Genomic DNA, 12,174 nt, shown 5'->3' with positions numbered 1-12,174 from the left:
GAAATGAGGAATACGGTTATGCGCAATACCGCCTGGTTTATACGTTTTATCAGCTGCACCTGTCTCCTTGTGCTCATGATTGGGCTCAGTCCGGCAGCTTCCCGGCCATTCGTCTATAACTGGCTGACTGCAGCGCCGGTCATGCATATGGCCGCCGCCGATGAAGCACCCACGCCGGACACGCTGCTGCCTGTCGTTGGCAGTGCCCTCGTCGATGCCGGCCAGCAGAAGTGGACGGATGCCTCACAGGAACTGGACACATTCGCCGCCTGCTGGAAGTCGCTGGACACTTCGGCAGCCCCCCAGCAGGCGGCTGAAGTAAATACCGCACTGCAGGCAGCACAGAATGCACTGCAAAATGCCCAGTCCGACCCGGATGCCGCGGTATCGGCACTCGGTACACTCGCCCGTGCGGTCAACAGCTATGCCGAAGCGGGCACGGCTGGCAGCAAAGATGCCGCCCAGGGCAAGGGCCCTTCTGCAAAAGGAACCCAGGCTGTCCAGGTGATCCTGCCGCTCGCCGATCAGACGATTCAGCATATCAAGCAGCAGGATTGGCCTGCCGCCCAGACCAGCTACAAGCAGATCGTCGATGCCTGGCCGGATGTGGAGAGTGCCATTCGTGCAGATAACTTTACCGTCTACAGCCAGCTGGAGACGCGCATGAGCATGATCCGCGTCTCCCTGCAGGCCGATCCGCCGCGCGAGGAGCAGGCGCAGACCGAGACGCAGGCGCTGATCGATCTGCTGAATCATTATCTGTCCGGCGAAGTGGCCGATACGGCACCGGCCAGCGGCAGTATGCGTCTGACCGATGCGGTCGCGTTGCTCCAGCAGGTACAGACCGCGGCAGGCCAGCAGGATGCTGCGACCGCCACAGACCGGATGCAGCAGTTTATTACGATGTGGCCGCTCGTCGAGGGCGAAGTGCAGATTTCCTCGTCCTCCACGTACACATCCATTGAAAATGAAATGTCAGAGGTGCAGGGCTACCTCATCTCCACCCCGCCTGCCTGGGACAAAGCCAATACCGTACTGAATACGATGCTGAATGAGCTGGCACCGATCACGTCCAAATCTGCCTATACGGCATGGGATGCAGCGATTATCCTGCTGCGTGAAGGTCTGGAAGCGATCCTCGTACTCGCCGCTCTGCTCGCCTATGCCAAACGCAGCGGCAGCCGTCAGGCTGGCCGATGGATCTGGTCGGGCGCACTGTCCGGTCTGGTGCTCAGCGGTGTAATGGCTGCCATCTTTGTTTATGCCTTTGCCCAGATGGCCACCAGCGGCAGTACTCGTGAGATGATCGAAGGGATTACCGGACTCGTCGCTGTCGTACTGATGCTCGGTGTCGGCAGCTGGCTGCACCAGAAAGCCAATCTGCAAAACTGGAACAGCTATATCGCCAGCCAGGTCAGCGGCGCACTCCAGCGCGGCAGTCTCTGGTCACTGGCTGCGGTATCCGGACTCGCTATTTTGCGTGAAGGTGCGGAGACAGCGATCTTCTATATTGGAATGGCGCCGTCAATCGCCCTTTCCCAGCTGCTGCTCGGTATCGGGATGGCGATGGTCATTCTGATTATCGTCGCTGTGCTGATTATCCGCTTCAGTGTGAAACTGCCGGTTCGCCCGTTCTTCCTGACCGCGACTGTGCTAATCTATTATCTGGTGTTCCGCTTCCTCGGGGAAAGTATTCACTCGCTTCAGGTAGCCGGACAATTCCCGGCACATCATGCAGCCGGACTGCCATCGATCGGCTGGATCGGTATGTATCCGACCTGGGAGACCTTTATCCCGCAGATGATCGTGCTGATCTTCATGCTGTGGAAGCTGCTCCTGCCGGAATACCGGAACCGTCGTCAAGCGACGAACTGAACGACAGCCTGAACTATCTGCTTCTCTGCAGGATAAGCGTTATACAGAAGCATTCAGGCAGAGCAAGCCCACTATGTATTTCGTCAAAAAGCTGTTCATGCGATTGCGGCAGATAGAATTTCTGCCCTGATTGGCAGGAACAGCTTTTTTGATATGTTGGAACCGGAAAGCGGCGTTTAATATACCTTATGAACGTTGAATTCGTTCATTTTTCCTGCCCCGTATTAATCTGCTGCAAATCTATTGCAATCCCTTGACGGCTCCGCTATGATGGACTCAAAGAAAATTATTTTCTTCATTTTTATTAATATATAAAAATTATTTTCACAAATCATCGCATTTGTTTTTACATTTCATCGCTGTTTCATCATCCGAAGTATACCTTTCCATTTACAGGTTCACACAGTATCGCACCTCATCTGAAAGGAGGGATAGATATGTCTCCCATTCTGCATGTTCTGGAGCAGGGGCTGAATAAGCTGTCCCCGCAGGAACGGCGGCTGGCGCATTATATTTTGCAGCAGCCTTCCTCGGTTATTCGGCTGGGCATTACCCAGCTGGCCAACCAGTGCGGCATCAGTCCGGCGACCGTCACGCGCTTTTGCAAAACGTTCAATTTCGAGGGATTTCCCGATTTCAAAATGAAGCTGGCCGGCGAGCTGGCCCAGCAGTCGGTGCCCAGCTCCTACCAGGATATTATCGCCGGCAATCCGCTGGCCGAGATTGTCAAAGCGATCGAATCGAATCATGTCACCTCGATCAACGATACGACCCGGCTGCTCAATCTGCCCAAGCTGGAGCAGGCGATCGGTTATTTGACCCGGGCGCGCCGGATTGATCTGTATGGTATCGCTACCTCTTCCATCGTGGCACAGGACTTTTACCAGAAGCTGATCCGCATCGGCAAGAACTGTACCGCCTTTGCCGATTCGCATATGCAGATCACTTCCGCTTCCACGCTCTCGTCCGAGGATGTAGCGCTGGCCATCTCCTATTCCGGCGAGACGCGGGAGACGATTGATGCGCTCACCTGCGCCCGCGAGAACGGCGCTACCGTCATGTCGCTGACCCAGTACAGCTCCAATCCGCTGGCAGCGATGGCGGATATCTCGCTGTTCTCCTCTTCCCTGGAAAAAGGCGTCCGCCGCGGCGATATGGCTTCACGTATTGCCCAGCTTCATATTATCGATATTCTGTTCACCGGTATGATTAGTGCCCAGTTCAACGACTCCGTCAACAAACTGGAGCTGTCTTATAAAAATGTGCGGCGTTACCGCAAAGACTCAGGAGGGTTATGATCCATGGTTAATCTGGTCAAAGTAAGCAAGCAAGAAGATTTCGGTAAAGTAGCAGCGTATATCGTATCCAGTCTTGTACAGACGTCCCCGCGTGCTGTGCTCGGTCTCGCTACCGGCGGTACACCTGTCGATCTGTACAAGGAACTGATCAACATTTTCAATCAAGGGGTTATCAGCTTCTCCAAGGTAAAAACGTTCAACCTCGATGAATATGTGGGACTGCCTGCCGATCATCCGGCTTCGTACCGCGCCTTTATGAACAAGCATCTATTCGATCATATTGATATCGATATGAACAATACCCATGTGCCGAATGGCATGGCAGCCGATCCGGACAAGGAATGCAGCCGCTACGATGCCATGCTGTCCGAATCGACAATTGACCTGCAGGTGCTCGGCATCGGGCATAACGGACATATTGGCTTCAACGAACCGGCAGATCAGCTGCTGCCCGGCACCCATGTAGTCGATCTGCTGCCGGAGACCCGTGAAGCCAATGCTCGTTATTTCCAATCGATCGATGAAGTGCCTGCGCAGGCGATTACGATGGGTGTAGGTACGATTATGAAATCCCGCCAGATTCTACTGATGGTGCGCGGCGCTGACAAAGCCGAGATTATCCACCGTGCGCTCACCGGACCAATCACCACTCTCTGCCCTGCTTCACTGTTACAGCTGCATCCGAATGTAACGGTGCTGATGGACGGTGAAGCCGGGAGGTTGTTCGGATAATGTCCATACCTACATCAGGTTCAACATCAGCGACGTATCAGATTGTAAATGGACGGATTGTAACGCCGACGCAGGTCATCGATAATGGTGTGATCCAGGTGGAGAACGGCATCATCCGTTATGCCGGAGCAGCTGCAGAAGCACCGGCATTTTCTCCTGCTGTCGGCAGCGATACCCTGCAGGCAGATCATGCACAACAAGGTACAGACGCTGCAGCGACAATTACGACTTATGATGCGGCAGGCGGACTCGTTGTACCGGGATTTGTCGATATTCATGTGCATGGCGGGATGGGACAGGACTTTATGGATTCGAGTCCCGAAGTGCTGGATACCATTACTTCATTTCATGCCAGCCAGGGAACGACAGCAATTCTCGCCACGACGATGACTGCTCCTCATGAAGATATCGCCAGGGTGCTGGAGCAGGTACATGCCTACGTACAGGCTGACCGTATGCCCGGTGCACAGGTGGAAGGTGTTCATCTGGAAGGTCCTTTTATTAGTCCAAAGTGGCCGGGCGCCCAGAATCCGGGCCATATCGTACTTCCGAACGTAGAATGGCTGGAAGAGTGGCATGCCGCCTATCCCGGTCTGATCAAGCAGCTCACCCTGGCGCCCGAACGTGAAGACGCGCTGGAGCTGATCCGCTGGCTGCGTGAGCACCAGATCACTGCTGCCGCCGGTCATACCGACGCCACCTATGAACAGATTATGGATGCGGTCGATGCCGGGCTGAATCATGCCGTGCATACGTTCAATGCGATGACCCCTCTGCATCACCGCAAGCCGGGTGTTGCCGGAGCCGTACTCGGGACACCTGCTATTCATGCCGAGATTATCGCAGACGGTATTCACGTACACCCTGCTGCTGTCTCCCTGCTCGCCCAGCTCAAGCAGGATCATAACCTGATCCTGATCACCGATGCCATGTCGGCAGCCGGCCTGGGCGATGGCGACTATATGCTCGGCGATCAGCCGGTCAAAGTGATCAACGGCGTCGCTACTCTGCCGGAAGACAGCGGCACACTCGCCGGCAGCCGACTGACCATGATCGAAGGCTTCCGCTTCCTGATCGAAAAAGCAGGATTATCGATCCTTCGTGCCTCCGAAGCCGCCAGCGGCAACCCGGCACGCCAGCTCGGCATCTATGACCAGACCGGCAGCCTCGAAGCCGGCAAGCGCGCCGATATGCTGATATTGGACGAGCAGATGGAATTGAAGCACATCTTTATCAAAGGAAATGAATTCGTCTACAATTGACCACATTCATTTTCCGAAAAAGCTGTAAAAATGCGCTGCGTCTTAACCATAAAAACAAACCACTGCTGATTCTCCAAAGGGATTTTTGCTATTTTTCCAAATCCGGTTCAGCAGTTATCCGTTCCTTGCCTTCTATCTGATTTCAAATGGCAGGGAACACCTACATATCTTCCAAATCCGGGCATCGTCTGCTATTGTACATTAGAGTCATAAACCCAATGAGAAAGGAATTTGTGCATGAGTAATTACCAACCCCCGGGTCCACCGCAGGAACCGGCACAACCACCGATGCAGCCCCCTTATCCACCGATGGGAGGATCTGCCGGAGGAATGAACGGCGGATATTATACACCGCCACCGTTAACCGGTTTTGGCGGCTGGCTGGTATTGTTCCAGATCTGCATGTATTATTATTTGTTCGCCTCCCTGATTGCTACGGCAGGCGGAGCGATTCTGCTGGCTATGTCCTATGCCAAAGTGGACATTTATGACCAGCTCACCAGCATGATGCAGGTCAGCAGCGCAACCTATCAGGGGCTGCTCGTATTTACCCTGATCTATACGATCATCGCATCCATTTATCTAATCGTGATTCTGATATGGTTCTACAAAAGAAAACGTACACTGCCGAAGCTGGTGATCGGATTCTGTATACTGGATGCAGTTGCGATTCTGGCTACCTATTTCCTATCCCCGCCAGAGATCGAAGCAGGCATTATCAGCACCATTATCCATCTGCTCGTGCTGGCCGGGTGGGTCGCTTACTTCCTGCGTTCCCGTAGAGTGGAGAACACTTTCGTTCGTTAAACGGCTGTATGTCCATGGCTTCATGGACAAGAGTTTTTCCTGGACTGCTGGGCTGTACATCATTTGCTTAACCTTCATTAAAAAAGCTCCGATCACTCCTTTTTCTAAAAAGGGTGATCGGAGCTTTTGCATTTCCGGAATCGCGTCATGATCCAGATGGTACATAATGCTGATGATATTTTATTGTGTTATGGGGAGGACTTGTCTTTATCCGCCGCGTTCACTGCAGACTGTCCCGCCGATGCCAGGGCCTCCGCCGGCATATGGTATGCCCACCTGTTCTGCGGATCGGTGAGCCAGACATACTGCTTGTCATCCGGGTCCTGCCAGCCTTGATAGCGTTCGGTCGCTGCTTTACCGTCCTCTGTCAGGGATACGCTGAACGTGAGCACTTTGCGGTATGACTGAACCTGTGATGCAGGTACAGGCAGACGGTCAGTCGGCATATTTTTCACCGCGTCCGTGATGCCTGTGCCCTGATCCAGGGCAATCGACTTGCCGTTCAGTGTCCATGTATCCTGCGCCGGATCAGCCAGATTGGCCTTATGATCAAGTGTCCAGCTGACTGCCGGATCGGTGCTGCTCCATTTCAGCTGGGTCAGCTGATTATCGTCCCAGCCGACCGGTGTCGTATCGATAAAATGAAAGGCATCGGCCTGCAGATCGGTGACCGTCTGCTGGGCCAGCTGAACGATGGTGCTGCCATTAAGCTGAGCGTAAAAGTAGCCCTTGGTCGGCAGCTCGTCTCCGATTGCGACAGTCAGTTTGCTGCCCTCCTGACTGTGTACCGTGATCGCCTGCGTATCCGCACGGATGCCGTATTTGGACGTATCTGCCGGCTGCTCTTCGACCGTACCATGGACAGCAGCAGACTGCAGCGCAGTCAGCCAGTCGTCTATCGCATAAGGATTGACCGGATACGCCGCTGGTGCGGTCATCGTCCAGGTCTGTCCTTTTTTGTCCAGTTGTACCGCTTCCGGCGCAGCGGACGGAGCTGCAGCATTCTGCACAGCAGCGGTGTTTCCGCCGCCGGAAGAGGCTGGATGAATCTGAATGCTGTCGATATCCGATACATTCATCGTCAGCAGCTTCGGATCATCTGCCGGTGTATCATCCTTTTGAAAAAAGTTCTGGGAATAGGCGTAACCCACACCTGCCACCAGAATAATCAGCAAAATGATGGAAGGCATCAATTTTCGAATCATGGCATTATCCCTCCTCTATCCCCGGCGGCGTCTCCACCAGAGGAATACACCAATCGCGACAAACAGCAGCGGCAGCACGATGACGGTTACGATAAAAATGGTCCGTGCCTGTGAAAATGTCAGATTAGCCGTCTTGTACTGCTCTTCCACTCTCGGACGGATCGTCACCTGATTCTCATTGCCGATCAGATCATTCACACTGTTCAGCACAAAGTCCAGATTGCCCTGCTGACTGATCGACTGATCCATCATAAAGGTAGAACCGCCGAGAATGATCGCTTTCGGCTCGCCCTTGGTATCAGCCACGGCATAACCCAGATCAAATGGTCCCTCCAGATCATTGCTGCCGCGTTCGGTACGGGATTCCAGCAGGCCGGCTAGATCGGTCTCGCCATAGCTGTTGGAAGAAGAAGTCAGCAGCGGCGTCACCGTTAGGCCTTCCTTGCCTTCCTGCTTGAGTGCTATGGACAGCGACATGATCGTATACAGATTGCTGGCGGCCAGTTTGTCGGTAATCTCATGATTGCCATACTCCGGTACAATCGTCAGTGGATCGTACAGGGAAGTGTCTTTCGGTTCGACCGCGACGGCATGGGTATCGGTAATGCCGTACATGCTCATCAGCGAATCGATATTGGTCCAGCTGCTTTTGGCTTTTTCGTTAAATCCGAGGGACAGGAACAGCTTGCCTCCTCCATCCAGATACTTGCGAATGACCTTGGTCTCTGCGTCGCTCAAATCCGTCTGCGGCGCAACGATCATCAGTACGCTCGCATCCTTGGGTACAGCGCCCTCCTGAACCAGGGATAGCTCCGAGACTTCGATATTCTCGTTGGCCAGTTCACCGGCCAGTACGCTGATGGTGCTTGTGTTGAATTCATTGTGTCCATTCAGCAGATAGGCCTTGTACTTGTTGGACGATGTCAGTGATAGCAGGCCGGAAGTGAGCTTCTGCTCACCGCTGAATTCATAGGAGGTGCTCGCGGCTTCCTGTTCGGTTGATCCGTCAGCATTGCCAAAGGTGAACATGCTCGCTATAGGTACCAGCTTGGTCTGCTCTCCATGCTTGAACACCACCGTACTGCCAGTTACGCCGTACTGGCGGGCCAGTTCGGGATTTTGCAGAAGTCCATACTCTTTGACCTCCAGCTTGCTGTTGATTTTGTGATATTCATTCAATAGGTCGGTCACCTGGCGCGTATAGACCTGCGCATCCGAAGGATCGGTGAATATGATAGCTTCCACCGGGTCTTTGACATTTTGCAGTGTGGTTATCGTCTGATCGGACAGCGTATTCTGCTTGTCCCGGGTCAGATCCAGCTGGAACGTGCCCAGCGAATTCAGGAACAATGTCAACACGATAAAGATCCCGATCGCCGCGACTGAAATAACAATAGCATTGGTGCGATATATCCAGTTTCTCATTTTCATTACCTCCACCGCTTCCGCTCAACAACCTGAATGCTGAGGACAAGGAATAGGGCTGCTAGGGTGATGTAATACAGAATATCGGGTCCGTGCAGCACCCCTTTGACCAGATTGACGATCCGGCCGGACAGGGAGAATGGAGCCAGCCACTGCTGCAGATTGGAAGACGGTGCACCTGACAGGAATGAATCCATCAGCCACAGGACGAGCAGCAGCACAAATCCGATCACTGCCGCTACCATCTGGTGCTGGGACAGACTCGAAGCGAACAATCCGACCGCCATCATCGCCGCGCCCATCAGGAATACGCCGAGCGCAGACAGCCACAGCAGCGTCATATTGAGCGGTCCAAAAAAGGACATGACCAGCGGATAGATCAGATTGCAAAGCACAAGTACGATCAGCAGTCCCAGCGAAGCCAGGTACTTGCCGAGCACGATCTCGGTCGCTGTCACCGGTGAAGTGAGCAGCAGCTCATCCGTTCCCTGCCGCAACTCCTCGGACATGAGCCGCATCGTCAGCAGCGGAATCACGATCAGCAGCATGAACAGCGTATCACCAAGGATGAGCCGGTAATCGAGAATACTCGGCTGATACACGACAAAGCTAACGTAAAACATAACACTCGACAGCAGTACATAGACCGCTATCGCAAAATAGGAGGTCGGACTGAAAAAGTAGGATTGTAATTCTTTGGAGCAGATCGCCCACATTCGTCTCATCTGGCGTCATCCTCCTCGTTCGCTGGTGCTGCGGACTTTTCTGTATTTTTTTTACCGGCAGCGCCTGATTTTGATGTGCTGCCAGCTGCGGAGACGCTTTGGGATGCTGCTGGTTTGACCGATACGGTTTGGTCGGCTGCAGCCGACGGCATATCGCTTTCATTGGCTGCTGCCGGGTCGGCATCTCTGGTCAGTTTGACAAATACATCTTCCAGCGTGAGGCGTTCCTTGCGCAGCTCCAGAATCGGAATGCGTGCATCGGCGAGCAGCAGTGACAGCTGTTCACGAAAATCGGTCTCATCCGTTCCTTTCAGCCGCAGCTGAATAGGTTGCACATGCTGCTCTTCCTCTGTACTGCTCAAATATTCGGCTTCCGCACCCTGCCATCGTTCCAACAGCTGATGCAGTGCCGCCGGCGTGGTCTTCACTTCCAGCAGCACCTGGAATTTCTCATTCAGCGACTGATCCAGCTGATTGGCGTTACCATCCATGACGATGCGGCCATCGTTGATGATCAACACCCGGCTGCACAGTGTGCTCACCTCCGGCAGGATATGAGTGCTGAGCAGTACGGTATGCTGCTCGCCCAGCTCACGGATGAGCTGCCGGATCTCCAGAATCTGATTCGGATCAAGGCCGGAGGTCGGCTCATCGAGGATGAGCAGATCGGGCTGGTGAATAATCGCCTGGGCAAGTCCGAGGCGCTGTTTGTAACCTTTGGACAGAGAGCGGATAATTTGCCGCTCTCTGCCATGCAGACCAAGCCGGTCGATCATCTCGCTAATGCGCAGCTTCTGCTGTCTGGCCGGGACGTCCCGCAGATCAGCGACAAAGCGCAAATAAGAGTTCACCGTCATATCCGGGTAGAGCGGCGGTGTCTCCGGTAAATAGCCAATTTTGGTTCGTGCCCGGCGGGATGGCTCATGCATCGGCAGACCGTCGATCCAGATCTGACCGGATGTCGGTCTCAGATAGCCGGTGATCATGCGCATTGTCGTCGTCTTCCCGGCACCATTGGGCCCGAGGAATCCGACGATCTCTCCCCGCTGCATTTCAAAATCAATCCCGTCCACACTCCGTCGCTGGTCAAAATACTTGCTGACTTGTTGGACCTGAAGCATTGTATCATTCCCTCCTGCGTGATCATAGGCAGCGCTGCCCAGAGACAGTCCCATGGGTGCTCTGCATATACCTGTCTATGCAAAAATCCTTCTTACTATAAAGGATAAAGTATAAAATCAGCTTAAAAAAGCCTAAATGGCAGCTTAAAAAGCCATTATTCTGTGGAAATAGCATTGTAGCATGAAGGAACTGAACACAAAAGATGCATGCTGCTTCGTAATCTATGACGGAGATGCATTCATCACTCCGGAAAGGAATAAGGGCACGGGCTCCAAAGGTCGTCCTTTGCCCTTATTTCCTTTCTTGCGTTCCGTAGTTGGGACAGCATCATAACCGAGAACATAATAATAAAATTTATCCATAAAATTTTGGCATGATCCTGATCTTTCATTGCTCTAACTTTATTCAATAAGTTATAGAATAGGTGCATTCGCCCTTATTCACCTCCTGTTATGTATAAATAAATATGCTAAGCTGGATGATCTGCAATCCGAACATAACTATATTACAAAAAGAGCATATTCTGCAAATAGGCAAAATAGGCTCTTTTCTGATGATTTAACTATTCTTAGCCGTCGTGAATAAAAAGCATTACGATCACAAAAACAATCAAGAACGGTGGTCACAGGCTTGCTGCTGTTTGATCGGAACCGGAACCGGGCGCTTTCTGTTTACCAGACCAATACCAGCGGCAATCATCAAGAGGCCGATCAGCAATGGAATCGTGACGGATTCACCCAGCAGGAAAACGCTGAAAATGTTGGCGAGTACCGGAATTGCAAAGGTGTAGGAGCCTACCGTACTTGCTTCTCCGCTGTCCATCAGTTTGAAATACACCAGCCAGCCGGCGGCGATAACGAATACGGAGATGAACAGCAGAATAACAATAAATGAAGGTGTCCAGTGGATATCGCTCCAGCTCTCTGTTCCCGATCCCATCACGCTGAGTACCACGCCGCCGATCAGCAGCTGGATCGTTACCGTCCAGAGCGAGTCGAGCTGGGCACTCTTTTTCTTCATATAAATGGTGCCGATCGCCCAGCAGAGAGCGGAAGCAACTGCGAGGATAATACCGAGTGGAGACAGACTGCCTTCCAGTCCGCCCGAGCTGATTACGGCCACCCCGGCAAAGCCGAAGACCAGACCGATTACTTTGAGCAGCGACATCTGTTCGCCCAGCCATAACCAGGCAAACAGGCTGAGCAGTACCGGCTGCAGGAAGACAATGGTCGAGAACAGCCCGGCAGGCAGGTAGCCGATACCGATCGTCTGCAGTCCATAGTATCCGATAATATTAAATATAGCCAATACTACATAGACCGGCCAGTTGTGCTTCCACTGCAGCTTTTCCTTGTAGCGCATCGCGAGGACGAGCAGCAGCAGTCCTCCGATCAGTGTACGCAGTCCGGAAAACAGGATTGGCGGCACTTCCGGCAGTGCCAGCTTGGTCAGCGGCCAGTTAATGCCCCATACCGTCACGAGAAACAGTATCAGCAGCAGTGTCTTTTGGGGTGTCAGCCCTTTTGGCTTGTTCATTTTATACGATACGCTTGCTGCTGCACCCACTATTTTTTTGATATCATGCAGCGGCTGATTATGTTCCGAATGAGCCGGGTGGCTGCCTGCACCCCCGCCTGATGAATATTCATCCATCCTCTTCCTCTCCTATCCATATGTTAAAATTCATATATCTTATGTTTTTAGCTTATACCGTCTGTTATGA

The 12,174-nt window shown here is 53.0% G+C and carries 10 protein-coding genes; 5 read left to right on the top strand and 5 right to left on the bottom strand.

The genetic code is table 11. The features are described from left to right. Window positions 1–18 precede the first annotated feature (18 nt). The 5 genes from M1D61_RS05015 to M1D61_RS04995 all read left to right on the top strand — a co-directional run bounded on the left by M1D61_RS05015 (window position 19) and on the right by M1D61_RS04995 (window position 5,974). Complete coding sequence (locus M1D61_RS05015) at window positions 19–1,875, top strand: FTR1 family iron permease (protein ID WP_458121406.1); 1,857 nt, start codon at window positions 19–21, stop codon at window positions 1,873–1,875. Between the two features lie 437 nt (window positions 1,876–2,312). Further along, window positions 2,313–3,173, top strand: coding sequence for a MurR/RpiR family transcriptional regulator (locus M1D61_RS05010; RefSeq protein WP_046215765.1), 861 nt, complete (start codon window positions 2,313–2,315; stop codon window positions 3,171–3,173). A 3-nt stretch (window positions 3,174–3,176) separates the two neighbouring features. Further along, a complete protein-coding gene (nagB, locus tag M1D61_RS05005) occupies window positions 3,177–3,905 on the top strand; it encodes a glucosamine-6-phosphate deaminase (RefSeq protein ID WP_046215766.1) in 729 nt (242 codons plus the stop codon). After that, a complete protein-coding gene (gene nagA, locus M1D61_RS05000) occupies window positions 3,905–5,167 on the top strand; it encodes an N-acetylglucosamine-6-phosphate deacetylase (RefSeq protein WP_458121405.1) in 1,263 nt (420 codons plus the stop codon). The genes nagB and nagA overlap by 1 nt, the downstream gene beginning before the upstream one ends. 237 nt (window positions 5,168–5,404) lie before the next feature. Beyond that, the gene (locus M1D61_RS04995) at window positions 5,405–5,974 is read left to right on the top strand and encodes a DUF2569 family protein (RefSeq protein WP_458121404.1); all 570 of its coding nucleotides are present in this window, start codon (window positions 5,405–5,407) and stop codon (window positions 5,972–5,974) included. A gap of 188 nt (window positions 5,975–6,162) precedes the next feature. Here the strand turns inward: M1D61_RS04995 and M1D61_RS04990 are convergent, their stop codons facing one another. The 5 genes from M1D61_RS04990 to M1D61_RS04970 all read right to left on the bottom strand — a co-directional run bounded on the left by M1D61_RS04990 (window position 6,163) and on the right by M1D61_RS04970 (window position 11,987). Further along, window positions 6,163–7,179, bottom strand: coding sequence for a DUF4340 domain-containing protein (locus tag M1D61_RS04990; RefSeq protein WP_458121403.1), 1,017 nt, complete (start codon window positions 7,177–7,179; stop codon window positions 6,163–6,165). A gap of 15 nt (window positions 7,180–7,194) precedes the next feature. Continuing rightward, window positions 7,195–8,604 (bottom strand): GldG family protein, encoded by a 1,410-nt coding sequence (locus tag M1D61_RS04985; RefSeq protein WP_458121402.1) that lies wholly within the window; start codon window positions 8,602–8,604, stop codon window positions 7,195–7,197. 5 nt (window positions 8,605–8,609) lie between these two features. Next, a complete protein-coding gene (locus M1D61_RS04980; RefSeq protein ID WP_046215771.1) occupies window positions 8,610–9,329 on the bottom strand; it encodes an ABC transporter permease in 720 nt (239 codons plus the stop codon). Then, window positions 9,326–10,450: an ABC transporter ATP-binding protein gene (locus M1D61_RS04975; protein WP_458121401.1), complete on the bottom strand. Its 1,125-nt coding sequence runs from the start codon at window positions 10,448–10,450 to the stop codon at window positions 9,326–9,328. Before M1D61_RS04975 ends, M1D61_RS04980 begins: the two co-directional genes overlap by 4 nt. Window positions 10,451–11,060: 610 nt before the next feature. Next, window positions 11,061–11,987 carry a DMT family transporter gene (locus M1D61_RS04970; RefSeq protein ID WP_458122409.1) on the bottom strand — a complete coding sequence of 309 codons (927 nt, stop codon included), beginning with the start codon at window positions 11,985–11,987 and terminating at the stop codon, window positions 11,061–11,063. Between the last annotated feature and the right edge of the window lie 187 nt (window positions 11,988–12,174).

This window comes from Paenibacillus sp. Z6-24, assembly GCF_054161335.1.
The sequence above is the reverse complement of the archived record's forward strand: the minus strand, read 5'-3'. Positions and strand labels throughout refer to the sequence as shown.